Source organism: Mesobacillus sp. AQ2 (assembly GCF_030122805.1).
In the GTDB taxonomy this organism is placed as follows: Bacteria; Bacillota; Bacilli; order Bacillales; family Cytobacillaceae; genus Mesobacillus; species Mesobacillus oceanisediminis_A.
Window position 1 is genome coordinate 3,465,752 of record NZ_CP126080.1, and the last position, 18,709, is coordinate 3,484,460.

The following is an 18,709-nucleotide window of genomic DNA, read 5'->3' on the forward strand; positions in this document are numbered from 1 at the left end:
GCAGATTGCAAAGCTTAATTACCTGTTGTGAGCGGTTGTAGCACGGGTGCTACAAACAATAACATTAAAATACTATCATATGCCGAGCAAAAGTGTCAACATATAATCCATGTTCTTTTAATGGCCAGCTTTGGTTCGATCCTGTTCTGTCGAAGCACCAGCCTGAAGAATTTCAAAAAAAGGTCTCGCCGCGTCTGACACCGAGAATTTTATCTTATAACCAAGCGCTTTTTCAAGCCTCAATTTATGGATATCAGCTTCACCGGAAAAATGGCGAATCACTTCATCAGTAGCGGAAATAAGCATTTCTTCGTAATCGGAATTTTTATATTCCCACAGCTCACGCTCAAGCTTGTAAGCCACTGTTTCCGAGCTGAGCACCTGCCCCGTTCCTCCGCATGTCCCGCATTTTTCCGTCAGTGTCTCGGCCACTGACTGCTTTGTCTTCTTCCTTGTCAGCTGAAGGATGCCAAGTTCAGTAAAACCGACAATCCGGCTGCGGCGATCATCATGGATCAGTTCTTTCTGAATGGCTTTCAACACCTTGTCACGCTCTCCGCTATTCTTCATATCGATGAAATCAATCAGAATGATGCCAGCCAGATCCCGGAGCCTGATCTGTCGTGCTGCTTCCACTGCCGCCTTTATATTCGTTTTTATGACCGTGTCACGCAAATCCGTTTTTCCTGAAAACTTCCCCGTGTTCACATCAATCATCGTCAGCGCCTCACCCTGGTCGATAACCATGTAGGCGCCTTTATCCAGCCAGACGACTCGCTTCAGCAGCCGCTCAATCTCCGGCTCGATTTTATAAAAAGAAAAAACAGGTTCTTTTCCATTATAAAATTCAAGCTCAACCCCTTCTGGAACATGGAGGTCAATTTTCTTCTTGAATTCAAGACAGTCCACGATGACAGTTCCATTTTTAACAGCTGCCAGTGCGGACAATGCCTGTTCAAAAAAATAATCCCGGCTAAAAACAAGACCTGGCTTTTTCATTCCTGAAGCAGACTTTTCTAATTCAGCATACAGGCTTCGCTGCTGATCGAGCTCCCTGATTATCACTTCTTCTTGCTGGTTCAGGCTTTCAGTCCGGAAAATGAGTCCTTCTTCATCCGTTTTTACCTGGCTCGCAAATTCTTTCCATCTGGCTCTCGTTTCACTGGAATCTGCCTTTTTGGAAACAGCTATGTATTTGCCCCTCGGCATATAGACAATATTCTCTCCCGGCAGTTCGATGACCCCTGTCAGTCTTGCTCCTTTGGTCCCGGCCGCATCCTTTTCCACCTGCACTAGCAGCTTTTCGCCCTGATGGACATAAGATCCAAGCGGGATATTCGCTTTGTTTTCCTTGTCTGACAGAACATAGGAAGATAGCTTGTCTTTTTGTAAAAATCCGCTTGTTCCTTCGCCAAAGTTGACGAACGCCGCATTCATTCCCGGAATCACTTTTTCGACAATACCAAGATAAATATTTCCGACCAGCGATTGCTGGCCCGGCTGCTCGATATATATTTTTTCAACTTCACCATTTTTAACCAAAGCGAAGCGCTTCTCTCTTAAATTTGCATTGATGATTAACTGGTCCATCGTTTCTCCCTACTCACAAAAAATACAGCGCAAAAGGTGTCTGCGCTGCATTCATTATCCTATTTTAATAGGTGTAAAGCAAATCTCCTATTTTGGCGGTCAGTAATTTTTCACTGAAGAAAGCATGGAGCAATTCATTCTCGTCAATCACCATTTCCTTTCCATTCTGCTGCTTGACGATGATCGGATGCTTGCAGCCGCGCTGGAACCTTTCGAGCACATGGCCGACCATTTCATTCTCACTGGTATTGATGGGTTTCAGCTCGCGCAAATCCACTTGCTTGCCATAGTGTCTTTCCATCAAGAAGCGCATGAATGTAAAGCGCCGCTGCTTCCATTCAAAATACAGCGAAAATGCCAGGAAGCCTATGATGACCCAGACATTCAACGTCTGCGGTGCGATGAACAGCAGGGAAGCAGAAAAGATCAGCAGCGCTGCAACTGAACCATATAAGGTACGCAGATGGGCTTCCTGGAAAGAGGTGTTCATCGATAGCAGAATGAACATCAGCTTCCCGCCGTCCAATGGCCAAATCGGTATGAGGTTGAAGACCAGGATCATCAGATTATACTCCATGAACAACGTATGCCATTTTTCGGGGAAAACCCCTGCGATGAAGAACAAATAGGAAAGCCCCAACATCCAGACATGCTGTAATGGTCCTGCGAGCACGACAACCAGTTCTTCTTTTAGCGGCCTGTTCCCATGCTCATCCACCTCAGCGACACCGCCAAATGGCAGCAAGGCGATTTTCTTGATTCTCCACGAAAAAAAAGAGGCTGCAGCACCATGTCCCATTTCATGAACAAAAATTATCAGCAGCACCATCATCAGCTCTATAAAATGCGCAGTCGCAACAGCAAGGGCGATGACCACCCAGAGTAAAGGATGAATCTGTACTTTCCGCAATAATTCAAAGTTTTTATTCAAACTTGATCACCTGGACGGGATCGACGAAATCATCCCCTTTTTTAATAGCGAAATAAAATGAACCTTTAAGACCGTCCTCGCTGTCCATCGCTGTTCCCACCTTCGCACCTTTGGAAATGTACTCATAAAGATTCACATCAATTTTGTCCAGGTTCCCATACCAGGTTTCACTCTTGTCCCCATGTTGGACAATCACCGTTTTACCAAATCCCTCTTTCATGCCGACAAAATGGACAAGGCCTTCATTCATCGCCTCAACACCCGCACCCTTGCCAATTTCAATCATGATCCTCTGTCCATTGTCGCCAAAATCCTCAAGAATCTTCCCAGAGGCAGGAAGCGCATATTGGCTGCCAGATGCAACCTCATTCTCGCTATCTTCATCAGCATTTTTTGCCGGAAGAAGTGCCAATGGCTTGCCAAATTGATCCTCATACCAATCTGAAACAGCAGCAAACTGGAACTCCTGCTCCATCGTATGATTCACGTATTGCTGGACCGACACAGCTTTTTCAGAAGGGCTCCGGTAAATAATCGCCACAATCAAAACAAGGCAAGCAGATGCAAGCACCTTGAACAAAAACACTTCCTTCTTGAATAACGGATGGCCCCCTTCCCCTGGACCCATATCATAGGATGGGAGCCTGTCAAAACCATGCCGTTCTTCCTCCGTAGAGAAAAAACGGTTATGGTTCGTTTTCTCCATCCTCTCCCGCTCCCGTTTCCGCTTCATCATCCTTCTTCGTATATCGTCAGCTCTCGAGTTCATCCAATCCCCACCAATCCCCTTGTACTCAATGTTAGTACAAGTTTATGACCTGTCCCACAAGAGTATGACATTTTTGGGGGAATGGAAGGCTTAGAAAATTCAATAACCAATATCAATTCACAGTTTTTCTGCTGGAGACCCTTTGGGTAAGAAAAGTGGGTTGACTCTGACACTTTTCATAATAGAAACCATTATGGTTGCTACCGTAATCCAGCCACTTGCTCTCTTTTGGGCGGAGAACTGGTTGTGCTGCTACCATATTTCCACCACTTGTCTTTTTTCGGGCGGAGAATTGGTTGTGCTGCGACCGTATTCCGGCCACTTGTCCTTTTTCGGGGGGAGAACTGGTTCTAGCTGAGGACTACTCCCCACAAAAGTAAAAAGCACCTACTGTCCCGTGATAGCCGGGAGGAAGCAGGTGCTTTATATTTAGCGTACACCAAAGAATTTCTTGATCTTCGAAAATACGCCTTTGCTTTCAGTATCAAGCTGTTGCAATGGTACGGATTCGCCGAGGATCCTTCGGGCAATGTTCCTGTAAGCGATGGAAGCTTTGCTGTTTGGATTCAGTGCGATTGGTTCGCCGTGATTGGATGCTTTGATGACTTCATCATCATCCGCTACGATCCCTATGAGATCGATGGATAAATGTGTGGTGATTTCATCGACATCAAGCATGTCGCCATTTTTCATCATATGGCTGCGGATCCTGTTGATGACCAGTTTCGGCGATTCAACATTCTCTTCTTTTTCTAGCAGGCCGATGATCCTGTCAGCGTCCCTTACAGCCGAAACTTCAGGTGTAGTGACAACGATTGCCTTGTCTGCACCGGCAACAGCATTCTTATAGCCTTGCTCGATTCCAGCCGGGCAGTCGATGACGATATAATCATAATCCTGCTTAAGTTCATTGACCAATTTCCTCATTTGCTCAGGCTGGACCGCTGTTTTGTCACTTGTCTGTGCAGCTGGAAGCAAATAAAGGTGATCATCGAAGCGCTTGTCTTTTACAAGTGCCTGATGGATTTTACATCTGCCCTCAATGACATCGACAAGATCATAAATGATGCGGTTTTCAAGTCCCATGACAACGTCCAGGTTGCGCAACCCAATATCTGTGTCAATCAGACAGACTCTTTTGCCTTGAAGGGCCAAAGCTGTACCTATATTGGCAGAGGTTGTCGTTTTGCCGACCCCGCCTTTTCCGGATGTAATTACAATCGCTTCTCCCACTTTTAAAGGCCTCCTTCGAATCTAGTTAAATTAGGTCTTTTTTTCATTAAAACTTGCAATCTATCAACAACGATTTGCTTTGTATCTGATATGTACGCACATTCCATTGCACGATTTTCGTCCTCAGGCACCTCGTCCGGAGCGCGATTTATGCAGTCACTGATCCTAAGCTGCGAAGGCTTCATGACAGAAGCAGCAATCACTGCTTCATCATTGCCGGCCGAACCTGCATGTGCAATCCCTTTTAACGCACCCATGACAAATATATTTCCGGTAGCCTTGACTGTTCCCCCGGGATTAACATCACCAATGAGCAGCAAGTCACCCGTTATTTCAAGGACCTGGCCTGAGCGGATTACCTTGGCAACCGGAACGATTTCCGTTTCCTGGCGAAGTTTTTCGGCTTCATCCCTGGAAATGACATTCGTCTCAAGGTCATCAACGATCAAATTCCTCTTTTGCCGGATCAAGTCTTTCAGCTCTTCTTCCTGGGTCTTCGTAAGGTATCTGTTCCCTACCTTCACCTTAACAGAAAGCAGCTGCTGCTCCTCCTGGACACGAGTGGAATTCGATAACTTCCTCTCCAACTCTTTTTTCAAGTCGTCATAAGAACAAGTATCATCCAAATGGAGCGTAAGACCGTCTTTTGTCCCTTTAATTGTCACATTTTGTGTTTTCTTCATACTGGATGTTCACCTCAAACGAAAAGCGCAAGCACCTTGGTACCTCGACGAGTGTTAGAAGGCCTACCACTGAAGTCGTTCTTTGACTTCAATGATTGGATTGAAACGTCTCGAAGGGCTAGGCGCTGGAGCTAGACACTAATCTAAGTGTAAAAGTAAAACTTAAAACGCAAGACAATTGTCTGCTAAAAAAATAAATTTCATATAGTACCTAAAAGGAATTCGACAATCGCCTGCCAAATTCCTTTATTTCCATATCCATGATTGCTTTTTTCTTCATAATGCTTCTATTCCATGGTAAAGTCCCTTTGAAATCTCCGTATGGATCCCTTAATCATGCCTGAGTCTGTCTGCGGCGTTCTCGAATTGCTTTTTGAACGGATAGGCAGCCAAAATGATAAAGGCCAGATTCAAAATCAAGGTAGGGACTAGTCTTATTTTAACATAGGTCGAAAAGTCCAGGTCAGTAATTTTTATTAACAGCATCATCTCATAGACCCCGAGTTCCAATAACGCAATCCCCAGAAGAGACAGGATGGAAACAACCAGCACATTGGTTTGAAGAATCCTGATCATGTATGTGAACAAATAGGCAATGACCGGAAACATGAAAAGATAAATCCCGATAATTTCTGTGTATACTAGATCAAAAAGCAGTCCAAAAATGATTCCGTACAGAATTCCATGTTTCGGACTCAGATATGCGGTAAGAAACAAAATCCCAGCCATCAGGAAATGCGGCACGAGGATACGGTCACTATTAAATAATTCAGCTGGCAGCAGTTCAACAAACAAACTTTCCAGAATGAATAAGAAAACGAAAAGCGCGGGGAGCAGGAAACGGATCAATTGCCTTCCTCCTCACCTTCGCTATCTTCCAAGCTTTCTTCAAGGTCTACAGAGACCATGGATTTCTTGACAACCATGACATGTTCCAAATCATAGAGATTTGCTTCCGGTTTTATATAGGCTGTTTGATTCAAGCCAAATTGATCAGGGACGACATCGACGACCTTGCCAATCGGCAAGTCTTTTGGAAAGATACCACCCATTCCTGTCGTAACGACGTTTTGCCCTTTTTCGATTTTGGCATTGTACGGAAGGCCTTTCAGTAAAAGCAGTTCTTTTTTCTTGTCATATCCTTCAATTGTGCCGTAAAGCGGCTTATCTGCCTGAAGGATGGCGGATATCCTGTTGGTAGGATCGATCGAGCTGACCAATTGGACTGTGGCTGAAAACGGCGTTGTGCTCTTTACTTTGCCAATCAGCCCCTTAGACGTGATGACAGCCATGTTTTTTTCCACACCGTTGGACGCACCTTTATTGATGATGATTAATTCATTCCAGCGTTCAGGGCTTCTGGCAATCCTGACGGCCTGGATTGGTTCATAGTCTGCAAGCGATTCTCTTTTATCTAAAATTTCCTGAAGCTCCTCGTTTTCTTTTTCAAGGGAGTATACTTTGGCTTCAAGGTGGGCCATATCATCAACGCGTTTCTTCAACTCTTTGTTTTCCTGATATGTATTTTGCAAGTCTTGAAGGTTTTCAATAAAGCCTGCAACATAATTAACTGGTCTGGATACAATGGATTGCACCCAGCTGGTCGAGTCTTTGACAAATTGCTCCGGCCATGTTAATTCTTCTCTTTCCCTCAAAGAAAAACCAATCAATGCCACGAGGACTATAATGCTCACAAGAAGCATTATCAGGCGTTTATTAAAAAAGAACTGTGGCATGATTCACACCTCTAATCTAAAAATATGGATGACAGAAGATGAGGGAAGTGGATGATTTCCGCTTCCCTTCTTCAAATTATCTTGATTCTTTTGCTTTGCTCTTGAATAGATCGATATGATCCAACGCCTTGCCTGTTCCGGCAGCGACACAATCCAGAGGATCCTCAGCAATCAATACTGGCATTTTTGTTTCTTCACTGATGACTTTATCCAGGTTACGGAGCAATGCGCCTCCGCCTGTCAGGACAATTCCGCGGTCCATGATATCGGAAGCAAGTTCCGGCGGTGTTTTTTCAAGTGTCAGCTTAACAGCATCGACAATCGCGTATACTGTATCGTGAAGTGCTTTAGCAATTTCTTCTGCAGTGATTTCAATTGTTTTCGGCAAACCGGTCAACAAATCACGGCCGCGGATTTCCATGTTTTCGATTCTTTCGGCGTCACCTGCTGAACCTACTTCCATCTTAATCGTTTCTGCCGTTCTCTCACCAATCATAAGGTTATACGTTTTACGGATATAGTTGATGATTGCGTCGTCCATCTCATCACCGGCAATGCGGACAGACTGGGATGTAACAATTCCGCCGAGGGAAATAATCGCGACTTCTGTTGTTCCACCCCCGATATCAACCACCATGCTTCCTGTCGGTTCCCAAACTGGAAGGTTGGCACCGATGGCCGCTGCAAACGGTTCCTCAATCGTGAACGCATCCCTTGCGCCAGCCTGTCGAGTTGCGTCGATTACCGCGCGCTCTTCAACCGCAGTGATTCCTGATGGAACACAGACCATTACATAAGGCTTGCCGGCAAACCAACCTTTGTTTTTCGTAGCCTGCTTGATATAATACTTCATCATTGTCGCTGTTGTTTCATAATCCGCGATGACGCCGTCCTTCATCGGCCTTAATGCTACGACGTTACCAGGCGTACGTCCGATCATGTTCTTAGCGTCATTTCCCACTGCGACGATGTTTTTTGTATCTGTCTGCAGGGCCACAACGGATGGCTCTCTTAAAACAATCCCTTTTCCTTTAACAAAAACAAGCGTATTCGCAGTACCGAGATCGATTCCCAGGTCTCTTGTTCCAATCCCAAACATATTTGTATCTCCCTTTCTTAACAAAAAAATGCAATAAAAGAACAGGCAATCTATAACAAAATTAGTTGAATGTTCATAGGCGGATTTTCCGACGAGTTTTTAAGCTCGTCCGCAAAAATCATAAATTATATTATATCGTAACGTCAATCAAAATCCTAGTATCATACATACCCTTTTTCCTTCAAACTAACATATTTATTTTCCCCAATTATCAAATGGTCTAGCAATTCAATTCCGACTATTTTCCCCGACTCACTAAGCCGCTTGGTGACTTCGATATCCTCCCTGCTCGGGGTCGGGTCGCCGGATGGATGATTGTGGACGCAAATGACTGAAGCCGCCGACCTGCGGACTGCCTCCTTGAACACTTCTCTCGGATGGACAATCGAAGCGTTAAGACTGCCGATGAATATTGTCTGTCTGTGTATCACCTGATTTTTCGTATTCAAATACAGGCAGACGAAATGCTCTTGGGTCAAAAAGCGCATATCATTCATGAGGTATTTTGCACCGTCCTCCGGGGAGCGGATGACATAGCGTTCATCAAGGGTATGATTGGCGATACGCCTGCCGATTTCAACGGCAGCGAGAACATGGATCGCTTTTGCCTGGCCGATCCCTTTAATCTGGGTCAGTTCTTCGAGGGTCGCGTCCTTTAACAGGCGCAGCCCCTCAAACTGGGAAAGCATCCGGTTCGCAAGCTGGAGGACCGATTCATCCCGCGATCCCGTGCCTAATAACAGGGCAAGTAATTCATGGTTGGAAAGGCTCTGGGGGCCATTCTGGACAAAGCGCTCCCTCGGCCGCTCATTTTGCGGATAATCTCTGATCATTAATGAATGTGTAGACAATACATTTTCCTCCCGGTCATAATTATGACGAGGGAAGTGTAGAAGAAGTTTCTGTGGTTTTCTTTTAATAAGGAAGGTTGTAACCGATTTTTCTTAACTCCCTGATCAATCTTGATACAGGCAGTCCAACAACTGTGTAGTAATCTCCACTGATTTCCCTGACAAGCATGCTGCCGAATCCCTGGATTCCATAGCCGCCCGCCTTATCGAATGGTTCACCGCTCTTTATATAGGTGTCGATTTCTTCATCTGACAGATCCCAGAATGTCACATCTGTTTTTTCATAAAAACGCGTTTCCTTCTCAGGGGAGATGATTGATACTCCGGTGTAGACTGAATGAGTATTCCCAGACAGCGTTTTGAGCATCTTTGAAGCTTCTTGTCCGCTTTCAGGTTTTCCAAGAATCATTCCATCATGGACCACAACAGTGTCTGAGCCAATCACAAAACAATCCGGAAAATGTTGAGCTACTGTCCCTGACTTCCTTGAAGCAAGCTCCATCACTACTTCAGATGGGCTTAGGGTCTCACTGAAACTTTCATCTGCATCACTGCTCGAGATTTCGAATTCCAAGCGGAGGTTTTCAAGAAGTTCTTTTCGCCGTGGAGAAGAAGAGGCTAAAATGAGGCGTTGCATAAAATCACCTTTCTTTTCTTATTGCGTCAAAGGGAGACACAAGCTAATACTATCAGAGTTCACCATTTGCGACAATAATTAGCCAAGTAATTGGCAAAAAAAATCAGAGCCTGCCGCAAAATGGCGAAGGCTCTGTTAATTTGTACAATTTCCCGGAAAATATTCTTTTGGGGCTTCGTTACTACTATGGCTTATTTTCCAATGGCCTGATAGGCAGATAGGAATGAGAGTAGGCTTTTCTCCATTTCCTCAAGCTGGTTGGCGTCCTTCGACTTCTGGTAGCTGGCGAAAGAAGCACTTGCCTTCTCCATACTGGCCTTCGCTTTTAAGATATTTTGATCCTTTATATTTTTGTCCGCAATTTTTCCGAGGAGTGCGTTAAAATCTTCTGCCTTTTTCACTTCCTCTGGTGAAGCTTGTGATCCGCTCACCATGATTGAATACAGTTCCGGAGCTTGTTGGAGGAACTTTGCCTCATTTGCGTTCAAACCGGCGGCTGTTCCTCCCGGAATTTCGAATGGCTTCGCAAAAACCTCCACACCTTTGGCTTTGAGGGCCTCAGCCTGTTGTTTCGCCGCCTCGATGCTGCCGGCTGTTCCTAAATAGACAGCGAATTGGCCATTTACAGAAAACTGCTCAGCCGTGACTCCTTTATCTGCAAGCAGCTTCACTCGTTCCTTCGCACCATCCTCGGTCGTGAAAATTCCGTTCTGGACGATGAACACTGGAATTGGTTTTAGTTTTAGCTCTTCCCCGCCGCTCGCCGGATTTTTCGCTGGTGAGCCTTCTTTCGGGGCACTCACAGTCGGTAGTGCAGTCGTGTCTTGTTCAGATGCGACAAACTTAAGGAAAGTAATCCCAAACGCCGTTCCCAGCAACACCGCCAAAAAGACCGTCACAAAAATTGTCGTGTAAAACCGGTTGCTACGTTTTGTTTTTGTGTTCCAAACCGATATCCCCAGACTTTTCTTTTTCTTCTTCTGCTGCTTTGGCGCGATTTTATATTCTTTGACAATCTCCTGTTCGACGGGATCAGGTAAAATCCAGTCAAAGTCTTCCTCAGTCTTTTCCTGGGCAGCCGCAGTTTCATTTAACGCTGCTTCATTATCCAGTGGATATACCTTGCCCCGATCATCACGAAGATCATTAATCGGGAACTTGCCGCTATTTTCTTTTTCAATTTTACTATTTTCAACCTTATCTTCTTTCTGCTTCTTTTTTTCGATGCCGTTTTGGTGATCCTGCCTGTCTTCCTGAACCGGACGGTTCTTGCCATTAATCTTGATTGTAATCGTTTTGCCATGCTTGTCCAAAGCTTGTACCTCCCCCTGCCCGTTCCTGTTTTGCTTCATCCTATCATACAGACAAAAAAAAATAACAAGACTTTTGTCGTCTTGTTATAGAATGCTTTCGTCAATTTTTTTACTAGATTAGTTGCCATCCATTTCACTAGTTTCATCAGTAGACTTTTCTGACTCTATAAGATTATCTTCTGAATAATCTCCGAAAGTCGGGAACGGATTGCGCTTGTTGGCCGGGGCTGGGGTTTCGATCTTAGTGCTTTCAGCCTTTAAGTCATCAACACCTGACAGATAGAACGTGTTTATTGTAACGGTCATCGTAATTTTACTATTTTTATCCGAAAGAGAAGTAATTTCCTCAGGACCGCTGAATGACATGGCTTCAATCATAACAATTCGCTGTAAGTCCTCCATAGTGGCCAGGAATTTTTCGAGGGAAAAATAGCCGTGGGACTCAACTGTAACCGTCACAGAGGATTTAGAAACCCCTTTAGGAAGATTTACCTGCGGCGCATTGTTTGCAGAAATGGTTTCCACCCCCTGGTTTTGGCCATTGGCAGTTTCCTCCTCTGAACTTTGCTTCCCGCTGTTACTAGCCTGTTCGTGACTGGCGATTTCTCCGTCATGATTGAATTCCATCGAAGTGATATAACTATCAGATATGACCTCCGCCTTCTCAAGGTCTAACACGAGCTGTTCGGTCATCGGGTCGACGGGGAGCTTTTTCTGAAGTTCAACAGTACTATTAAAATCACTCCCACTAGCTGTGGATATACGGCTCTCCAATGTCTTGCTCAGCTTTTGCTCTGTTTTAAGCTGGCTTTCTTTTAATGCGATGCTGCCTTTCAAAGGAGATATGTAAAGAACAAAACCACCTATATAGATCAATATTGCCAACAATCCTGTAGCAAGCATTGTCATGATATGTTTCTTTTCAAGTTGGAGGTTCATGTGCCACTTCCTTCTTTAGAAGCAATTCCCTTGTGCCCTTTGAATTGTTCAGGCTTGAAAAAGATTTCGTATTCCGCACTATAGCGCGGAAGGGTTTCCTCTTCTCTCGCTTGAGAAGAAGAAAGTGTTGCTCCTGCGGTACTTGTTACTTGGTCATCAGTTTCTGCCACAATATTCAAAAGTATCACTTTCTCAACCCACTCCGAGTCTTTTAATGAACTCAAATAAAATGCCGCATCTCTTGAGGCATCAAACTGAATCTTAATCACTACAGAGTTTGCATTACCGTATTCAAGTTCCTGGATAAATCCTCGCTCCGGCAAAAGTCCGATGACCCTCTGCAGAAGCGGAACCGTTTCAACTGGGTATTGTTCTGCCCACTCCACCGCTTGCTGAAGCATCGCAGCAGAACTGCCTGTATCTCCATCAGCTAATTTTGCCTGTTGGACTTCATTCAGCTTTTGAACATTCACAATCTGTTGATTAAGAGAAGCCATCCTGTCCTCGTAGCTGCTTCCCTGAAAAAAAATAACCGAGGCACTTACCGATACTAAAAGAATTCCTGCCAGTGCCATAAAGAGTACGGAGGATTTCTTATGTTCTTTTTTAGGTAAAAGATTAATCTCTACAAGCATCATTGCACCTCTTTTAATCCAAGGCCCAGCGCCAGATGAAAAGAATCAGGGAAGATACCCTGCTCACTTCCAGGTAAATTGATACTCAAGGTATCCACATGGACTTCAAATTGTTCCTTCATGTCTGCAATTACACGTTCAAGCATTGGATGGTCCCCAGTTACCAGGATTTTTGTTACTTCTTTTTTACCCTGGGTAAGTGAATAACGGTAAAAATCCATCAACTTTATGATATCGCGGTAAATATCCTCAAGCTGAAAGGATAGCTCGGAAATTTCTCCTTCATACACCATTGTCTGTTCAGAAACTTCACCTTTACTCAACTTGACCTTCCAGTTATCTTTCAAGTCACCAGGGACATGACGCATAAAAACAGGGATATGTTCCTCAAATACACACATGCTGATAACATCAAGGTCAAACCGGACCGACAGCAGGACATCATGATTGCGGAATAAATCAGATTGGTGATATAGCCTGTATATCGCCAGCGGGGAGATATCGGCAGCAATCGGTTTAAGTCTGGCAGCTTTGAACAAATCTGCGTATTCAGTCACATATTTTTCAGGAGAAGCAAAAACTAGAACTTCTTGTTGTTTGCCCTCAGAGCCAAGGGTTACAATATCGAACACCGGATCCTCAAAAGGCAGGTGGATTGAAGTCCCTAACTCCAAATATAAGTAACCATGGATTTCATCCTCTTTCACATCAGAGGGAATAGAAACCTTTCTGATCATCACCAGGGAATCGGGTACTATGAACCGAACTTCCCTTTTAGCAATCTTCCAATCTTCAATGCATTCGTCAAGGATATTCTCCAATGTATCAAAATCTTGAATCTTTCCGTCCGAAATGACACCCGGAGGCAAAAAGCGCTGTCCATAATGAAGCGGAATGGCTGGATTCTTCTGTTTTAATTCAACATAACGAATAGCATGGTCATTGATGACAATATTGACAACTTTGCTTCTGCCAGAAAAAAAAGGAAATGCCATTTCAAAAAACTCCTTATTAAAAAACTGTAAGCAATAGATTCAGATACCAATCTATTATTTTCTCTCCGAAAAAATATGCAGTCAGCGTGCCAATGCCGATGAATGGCCCGAATGGAATGGGCTGCTTCTTCTTTACCAGACCAAATAGCAGGCCGATGATTCCGAAAAAAGCCCCAAAGAAGGTGGAAAAAAAGAAGGAGAGCAGCATCGATTTAAAACCAACAGCGAAACCAATCAACGCAAAAAGCTTGATATCACCGCCGCCCATGCCACCCTTACTTGCGAAAGCGATTAATAGGAGGAGAATGAATCCAGCAGCTGCACCGATAAGAGAAGCCCACCAAGGCATAAGAGGCTGATTGATTCGCTCGAGAGCAAAAATCCCTGCGAACACCAGCAGCACCCTATCAGGGATGATCATATAAGCCAGATCAGAGACCGTAATAATAATAAACAAAGAGATGAGCGTAAGAGCGATCAAAAGCTCATAGTTCCAGCCCTTTAACAGAAATGCTCCGGCAAAAAGCAAGCCCGTCAAAAGCTCGAAGAAAGGATAAACGGGAGAAATGCCGACCTTGCACTGGCGGCACTTCCCCCTTTGGAATAGATATGATAGAACAGGAATTAACTCAAGTGCCATCAACTGGTGCCCGCATTTCGGACAGGAAGAGCGCGGTGCTACGATGGATTTGCCTTCCGGCACTCGCAGTCCTACAACGTTGTAGAAGGAGCCTAGAAGGAGGCCGTAACTAAATAAGAAAATATACATATTATTATAAAGAAACGTTTGTTCTTTCAAGTTCGCTTGCGTCTACATCATCAGTAATGTGGTTTATTAAACTAGCATCAGAACCACTTTTTAAAGTTACTCTATATTTATATCCTCCAGTAACCTTGGTAATGGTTACAAGACTCGCATCGTCATTGTAATTAACACTTTTATTACTAGGGTTTTTAATATTCTCAATGTAGCCACCGGTTTTCAAGTCTCCTAAATCAATATTCACTGATCCACTACTTGGGACAGTAATAGTGCCATTAGTTACTGCCAACCTAGCAGCATTTGCCATTTGTTTAGCATTAGCGATGTGAGCATCTTTTTTAGAATTTTCTATAATACTACCTACACTCGGCACAGCAATCGCAGCAATAATCCCCAAAATAACAATAACCGCCAAAAGTTCGACAAGTGTCAAACCTCTTTGATCTTTCATTTTTTTCTTAATCGCTTTTAACATTCGAACCTCTCCTTTTTAGTTTTATTTTCCCGGTACAAAAGAACTATGTATCTACCAGTATTATAATTGATTGACTTTTAAATTAATATATAAATTAGGTTGTTTTTTGTCTTTATTTGCCAATTCCTAGTTCACATGATTGAATATGTCGAACATTGGGACCATGATGGAGGTGACAATCGTTCCGACGAGTCCAGCGAGTAAGACAATCATGATCGGCTCGATTAGTGACTTTAGCTGGTCGGTGCTTGTCTCTACTTCCTTTTCATAGAAATCTGCGACTTTTCCGAGCATGCCGTCAAGTGAACCGGTTTCTTCTCCGATTGCAATCATCTGGGTGACGAGTGGCGGAAAAGCCCAGTGCCTGCGCATTGGTCCAGTCATGGATTCTCCGACTTCCATAGCGTCACGGGAATCGCGTACGACACGGGCAATCACTTCATTCTCGACGACATTTTCTACAATGGACAACGCTTGCAAGATCGGTACTGAGCTTGTGAACAATGAACTTAGTGTACGGGTCATCCTTGCAAGCACTGCTTTTTGCATCAGCTTCCCAAAAATCGGCATTCTTAACATGGCGTAATCAAGGTAATATTTACTTTTCTTATTTTTCTTCGCTAAAACTAGTGAAACAGTACACCCAATAAAAAACAGAAGGAGCAACCACCAAAAACTTTGCATGAACTCACTTGCCTTAAGTACGAACATTGTGATAGCTGGAAGTTCCCCGCCAAAATCTTCAAACATCCCTACAAATGTTGGGACTACTGAAACAAGCAGGAAGATTACGACGCCAACAGCGATCAGGCCGATCACTGCAGGATATGTCAATGCGGCTACAATCTTCTGCCTGGTGCTATGCTGTTTTTCATAATGATCGGCAAGACGTTCAAGTGTCTCATCCATATTGCCGCCGGCCTCACCAGCTTTGATCATATTTATATACATAGGAGAGAAAATTTTGCTATGTCTGCTAGAAGCCTGGGATAACTGGTTTCCTTCTCTTAACTCTGCTTCAATATCTAACAGTGCTTTCCTTAATGCTTTGCTGTCTGTCTGGTGGGCAAGAATCTTCGTCGATTCGACAACCGATACTCCTGCTTTAAGCAAAGTGGCGAACTGGCGCAAAAAAATGACTAGATGCTGGAGTTTGACAGGATTACCAAATGAAATTTCCTTAGTCAGCAGTGTCTCGGGAACCTCGATGATATCTGTAGTGCGGATTCCTTCTGCCCGCAACTTCTCGAGCGCTTCTCTTTTGGAGCCAGCAGTAATGGTCCCTGAGCGTTTTTTTGTCCGGTCACGTCCGGAATATTTAAATCTCGCCATTCTTACACCAACTTCTCCAGTAAGTATGGTTCAGCTGATTCCCTCGAGATAATCCCCTGCATGACCAGTTCCTTAATGCTCATCTCAAGCGTGTGCATGCCAAATGCTTTTGATGTTTGCATAATGCTGATGATTTGGTGGATTTTTTCATTCCGGATCAAATTGGCCACTGCCGCATTATTGATCAGGATTTCAGTTGCTCCGCGGCGGCTTCTTTTATCAGCCGTCGGAAACAATCGCTGTGAAACAACAGCAACCAGGACTGAAGCCAGCTGGATCCGGATTTGCGCTTGCTGGGCGGATGGAAACACATCGATAATCCGGTTGATGGTTGCCGGAGCACTTGATGTATGCAATGTACCCAGCACGAGATGGCCTGTTTCAGCAGCAGTAATAGCCGTCTGGATTGTATCAAGGTCACGCATTTCCCCTACCAGGATTACGTCAGGATCCTGTCTGAGCGCGGCACGCAATCCGTTGGCAAAGTTGTTAGTATCGAAGCCCACTTCACGCTGGTCTATGATGCTGTTCCCATGCTTATGCAAATACTCAATTGGGTCCTCTAGTGTGACTATGTGCTTCGACATATTTTTATTTATGTACTGTATCATTGCTGCCAGTGTTGTTGACTTCCCGCTTCCTGTTGGCCCGGTAACGAGTACAAGTCCCTGTGGCTTCTCGGCAATCTTCTTCAAGACCGAGGGGAGTTCCAGTTCCTCAAGAGTAGGAATTGTGGTTGGGACAACACGTGCTGCGAGGGAGACACCTCCCCTCTGGTGATAAGCATTGACCCTGAATCTCGATAAGCCAGGTATGCCGTAGGAGAAATCCAGTTCCCCCTTGGACTTGAAGTCGTCCCATAGTTTTGCAGGAATGATTGCTTTTGCCATTCCCTCTGTATCTTCAGGCAAAATCGCCTCTGTGCCAAATCTTTGTAATTCACCGTTGATTCTCAATATGGGTGGCACACCGACTGTAATGTGGATGTCAGAGGCCTTACGTTCAAATCCGGTACTCAGCAAATGTTCGATTTTTTCTTTCATTTTCGATCCCCGCTTACTCTGTAATTGCCACCCTTAATACTTCCTCAGTAGTCGTAAGACCTTGCTTTACCTTCAGCAAGCCATCGTCAATAAGAAAGATGGTCTCGTTTTTAACGGCAATTTCACGAAGAACGGTGACAGGCTCCTCATTCATGATAGCTTTACGAAGTTCTTCATTAATGTCCAATACCTCATGGATGGCAATCCGGCCGCGATATCCTGTCATATTACAGGAAGAGCAGCCACTGCCTTTCCAGACGGTATCGATTTGAATTCCTCTTTTTGCGAAAATATCGATTTCCCGCTTTGTTGGCTCTTGTGCTTTGGCGCAATCCCGACAGACCTTTCTGACAAGTCTCTGGGCGACTACTCCACTTAAAGATGATGCAACCAGGAAAGGCTCTACACCCATATCAAGCATTCGTGTCACTGAACTTAGTGCATCATTCGTATGGAGCGTACTTAAAACAAGATGCCCTGTCAGGGATGCTCTAACAGATACCTCAACGGTTTCCTTGTCCCGTATTTCCCCAACCATGATGATGTCAGGATCCTGCCGGAGAATGGATCTTAACCCTGCTGCAAATGTCATTCCAACATTCTGGTTCACCTGGATCTGGTTTATGCCTTCAAGCTGGTATTCTACCGGGTCTTCAATCGTGATGATATTGACTTCCTCGCTGTTTAGCTTGTTAAGAGCTGCATATAATGTCGATGATTTTCCTGATCCTGTTGGACCCGTAATTAATACGATTCCATTTGGCTTAGTAATCATCTTCAAGAACCGATCAACGTTCTGCTTGTTGAATCCAAGCTTTTCTATATCATTCAATGTGCTTCCCATATCAAGGATCCGCATGACAACCTTTTCACCAAATACAGTCGGCATTGTCGAAACCCTCAAATCAACAGGATGGAAGTCAATATTCACCTTGATGCGCCCGTCCTGCGGAATGCGATTCTCTGTAATGTCCAGGTTCGCCATGATTTTAATCCTGGCAATCAGCACATTTTGCATATGCTTAGGCAATACTCTTTGAACTCTGAGTATTCCATCAACTCGATAACGGACGACTATTCTTGTTTCCTGAGGATCTATATGAATATCACTCGCTTTTAGAGTGGAAGCACCAGAAAGCAGCTGGTTGACCAGCCGGATGATCGGCGAATCTGCTTCAGTCAGCACTTCTTCCTTTATCGTTTCAACCGGAGCATTGAGCTCCATGAACTCTTTAAACCCTTCATTGCTATCGTAGTACTTATTGATTGCCCTGAGGATATCGTCCTTTGTTGCAATAGCAGTTTCGACTTGAAAGCCTGTCGAAAGCCGGAGATCGTCTACTGTAAAAAAGTCCATTGGATCTGCCATCGCGACAAATAATTTATCGCCTTCTTTTTTCAGCGGAATGACCAATTTCCTTGTCGCCAATTCTTTTGGCACGAGGGTAAACAATTTGGTATCAAACGGATAGCGATATAAGCTGATATGCGGGATGCCTAGCTGGAATTCCAGTACTTCAATCAGCTGCTGTTCGGTGATAAGGCCCTGTTGGAGCAATGCATCACCAAGCTTCTGGCCATCAGCTTTTTCAGCAAGGGCTGCCTGCAGCTGTTCAGCTGTAAGCATCCCTGTTTCGACTAATAAATCACCAAGCCGCTTACGTGTTTGTCTCATCTTCTTTCGC

Annotated in this window: 19 protein-coding genes and 1 other annotated feature (1 of these 20 only partly in view); all 19 genes read right to left on the reverse strand. The window is 44.4% G+C overall.

What is annotated here, in order from left to right:
- Positions 1-47 (reverse strand) — a sequence feature (ribosomal protein L21 leader region); it reaches 33 nt to the left of the window's first position.
- 70 nt (positions 48-117) lie between these two features.
- Complete coding sequence (locus QNH36_RS17560) at positions 118-1,590, reverse strand: Rne/Rng family ribonuclease (RefSeq protein ID WP_283903884.1); 1,473 nt, start codon at positions 1,588-1,590, stop codon at positions 118-120.
- 64 nt (positions 1,591-1,654) lie between these two features.
- Entirely contained in the window at positions 1,655-2,521 is an 867-nt protein-coding gene (locus QNH36_RS17565) for a M50 family metallopeptidase (RefSeq protein WP_251541005.1), read from the reverse strand.
- Positions 2,514-3,290 carry a M23 family metallopeptidase gene (locus tag QNH36_RS17570; RefSeq protein WP_251541007.1) on the reverse strand — a complete coding sequence of 259 codons (777 nt, stop codon included), beginning with the start codon at positions 3,288-3,290 and terminating at the stop codon, positions 2,514-2,516. Before QNH36_RS17570 ends, QNH36_RS17565 begins: the two co-directional genes overlap by 8 nt.
- 429 nt (positions 3,291-3,719) lie before the next feature.
- Positions 3,720-4,523, reverse strand: a complete 804-nt coding sequence (gene minD, locus QNH36_RS17575; RefSeq protein ID WP_144477725.1) for a septum site-determining protein MinD — start codon at positions 4,521-4,523, stop codon at positions 3,720-3,722.
- A 2-nt stretch (positions 4,524-4,525) separates the two neighbouring features.
- Entirely contained in the window at positions 4,526-5,206 is a 681-nt protein-coding gene (gene minC / locus QNH36_RS17580; protein WP_144477723.1) for a septum site-determining protein MinC, read from the reverse strand.
- A gap of 330 nt (positions 5,207-5,536) precedes the next feature.
- A complete protein-coding gene (mreD, locus tag QNH36_RS17585; RefSeq protein ID WP_144477721.1) occupies positions 5,537-6,055 on the reverse strand; it encodes a rod shape-determining protein MreD in 519 nt (172 codons plus the stop codon).
- Positions 6,052-6,942 carry a rod shape-determining protein MreC gene (gene mreC / locus QNH36_RS17590; protein WP_283903885.1) on the reverse strand — a complete coding sequence of 297 codons (891 nt, stop codon included), beginning with the start codon at positions 6,940-6,942 and terminating at the stop codon, positions 6,052-6,054. Before mreC ends, mreD begins: the two co-directional genes overlap by 4 nt.
- A 76-nt stretch (positions 6,943-7,018) precedes the next feature.
- Entirely contained in the window at positions 7,019-8,041 is a 1,023-nt protein-coding gene (locus QNH36_RS17595) for a rod shape-determining protein (RefSeq protein WP_283903886.1), read from the reverse strand.
- 161 nt (positions 8,042-8,202) lie between these two features.
- Positions 8,203-8,874 (reverse strand): RadC family protein, encoded by a 672-nt coding sequence (gene radC, locus QNH36_RS17600; protein WP_186326775.1) that lies wholly within the window; start codon positions 8,872-8,874, stop codon positions 8,203-8,205.
- An 82-nt stretch (positions 8,875-8,956) separates the two neighbouring features.
- The gene (locus QNH36_RS17605; protein ID WP_283903887.1) at positions 8,957-9,529 is read right to left on the reverse strand and encodes a Maf family protein; all 573 of its coding nucleotides are present in this window, start codon (positions 9,527-9,529) and stop codon (positions 8,957-8,959) included.
- Between the two features lie 191 nt (positions 9,530-9,720).
- On the reverse strand, positions 9,721-10,842 hold the full coding sequence (locus QNH36_RS17610) for an SPOR domain-containing protein (RefSeq protein WP_186326769.1): 1,122 nt from the start codon (positions 10,840-10,842) through the stop codon (positions 9,721-9,723).
- A 117-nt stretch (positions 10,843-10,959) separates the two neighbouring features.
- On the reverse strand, positions 10,960-11,781 hold the full coding sequence (locus QNH36_RS17615) for a hypothetical protein (protein WP_283903888.1): 822 nt from the start codon (positions 11,779-11,781) through the stop codon (positions 10,960-10,962).
- Positions 11,778-12,419, reverse strand: a complete 642-nt coding sequence (locus QNH36_RS17620; RefSeq protein WP_283903889.1) for a PilN domain-containing protein — start codon at positions 12,417-12,419, stop codon at positions 11,778-11,780. Before QNH36_RS17620 ends, QNH36_RS17615 begins: the two co-directional genes overlap by 4 nt.
- Positions 12,416-13,411 (reverse strand): type IV pilus biogenesis protein PilM, encoded by a 996-nt coding sequence (gene pilM / locus QNH36_RS17625; protein WP_283903890.1) that lies wholly within the window; start codon positions 13,409-13,411, stop codon positions 12,416-12,418. The genes QNH36_RS17620 and pilM overlap by 4 nt, the downstream gene beginning before the upstream one ends.
- Positions 13,412-13,427: 16 nt before the next feature.
- Entirely contained in the window at positions 13,428-14,180 is a 753-nt protein-coding gene (locus QNH36_RS17630; protein ID WP_283905433.1) for a prepilin peptidase, read from the reverse strand.
- Positions 14,181-14,184: 4 nt separating this feature from the next.
- Complete coding sequence (locus tag QNH36_RS17635; protein ID WP_144477703.1) at positions 14,185-14,649, reverse strand: type II secretion system protein; 465 nt, start codon at positions 14,647-14,649, stop codon at positions 14,185-14,187.
- A gap of 126 nt (positions 14,650-14,775) precedes the next feature.
- Entirely contained in the window at positions 14,776-15,981 is a 1,206-nt protein-coding gene (locus QNH36_RS17640) for a type II secretion system F family protein (RefSeq protein ID WP_144477701.1), read from the reverse strand.
- A 2-nt stretch (positions 15,982-15,983) separates the two neighbouring features.
- Entirely contained in the window at positions 15,984-17,024 is a 1,041-nt protein-coding gene (locus QNH36_RS17645) for a type IV pilus twitching motility protein PilT (protein ID WP_283903891.1), read from the reverse strand.
- A gap of 13 nt (positions 17,025-17,037) precedes the next feature.
- Positions 17,038-18,699 (reverse strand): GspE/PulE family protein, encoded by a 1,662-nt coding sequence (locus tag QNH36_RS17650; protein ID WP_283903892.1) that lies wholly within the window; start codon positions 18,697-18,699, stop codon positions 17,038-17,040.
- Between the last annotated feature and the right edge of the window lie 10 nt (positions 18,700-18,709).

Bases quoted from the DNA above. Each gene is read 5' to 3' on its own strand.
- QNH36_RS17560 (WP_283903884.1), bottom strand. From the start codon at position 1,590: ATGGACCAGTTAATCATCAATGCAAATTTAAGAGAGAAGCGCTTCGCT.
- QNH36_RS17570 (WP_251541007.1), bottom strand. From the start codon at position 3,290: ATGAACTCGAGAGCTGACGATATACGAAGAAGGATGATGAAGCGGAAA.
- minC (WP_144477723.1), bottom strand. From the start codon at position 5,206: ATGAAGAAAACACAAAATGTGACAATTAAAGGGACAAAAGACGGTCTT.
- mreC (WP_283903885.1), bottom strand. From the start codon at position 6,942: ATGCCACAGTTCTTTTTTAATAAACGCCTGATAATGCTTCTTGTGAGC.
- QNH36_RS17595 (WP_283903886.1), bottom strand. From the start codon at position 8,041: ATGTTTGGGATTGGAACAAGAGACCTGGGAATCGATCTCGGTACTGCG.
- radC (WP_186326775.1), bottom strand. From the start codon at position 8,874: ATGATCAGAGATTATCCGCAAAATGAGCGGCCGAGGGAGCGCTTTGTC.
- QNH36_RS17605 (WP_283903887.1), bottom strand. From the start codon at position 9,529: ATGCAACGCCTCATTTTAGCCTCTTCTTCTCCACGGCGAAAAGAACTT.
- QNH36_RS17615 (WP_283903888.1), bottom strand. From the start codon at position 11,781: ATGAACCTCCAACTTGAAAAGAAACATATCATGACAATGCTTGCTACA.
- QNH36_RS17620 (WP_283903889.1), bottom strand. From the start codon at position 12,419: ATGATGCTTGTAGAGATTAATCTTTTACCTAAAAAAGAACATAAGAAA.
- pilM (WP_283903890.1), bottom strand. From the start codon at position 13,411: ATGGCATTTCCTTTTTTTTCTGGCAGAAGCAAAGTTGTCAATATTGTC.
- QNH36_RS17630 (WP_283905433.1), bottom strand. From the start codon at position 14,180: ATGTATATTTTCTTATTTAGTTACGGCCTCCTTCTAGGCTCCTTCTAC.
- QNH36_RS17635 (WP_144477703.1), bottom strand. From the start codon at position 14,649: ATGTTAAAAGCGATTAAGAAAAAAATGAAAGATCAAAGAGGTTTGACA.
- QNH36_RS17640 (WP_144477701.1), bottom strand. From the start codon at position 15,981: ATGGCGAGATTTAAATATTCCGGACGTGACCGGACAAAAAAACGCTCA.
- QNH36_RS17645 (WP_283903891.1), bottom strand. From the start codon at position 17,024: ATGAAAGAAAAAATCGAACATTTGCTGAGTACCGGATTTGAACGTAAG.
- QNH36_RS17650 (WP_283903892.1), bottom strand. From the start codon at position 18,699: ATGAGACAAACACGTAAGCGGCTTGGTGATTTATTAGTCGAAACAGGG.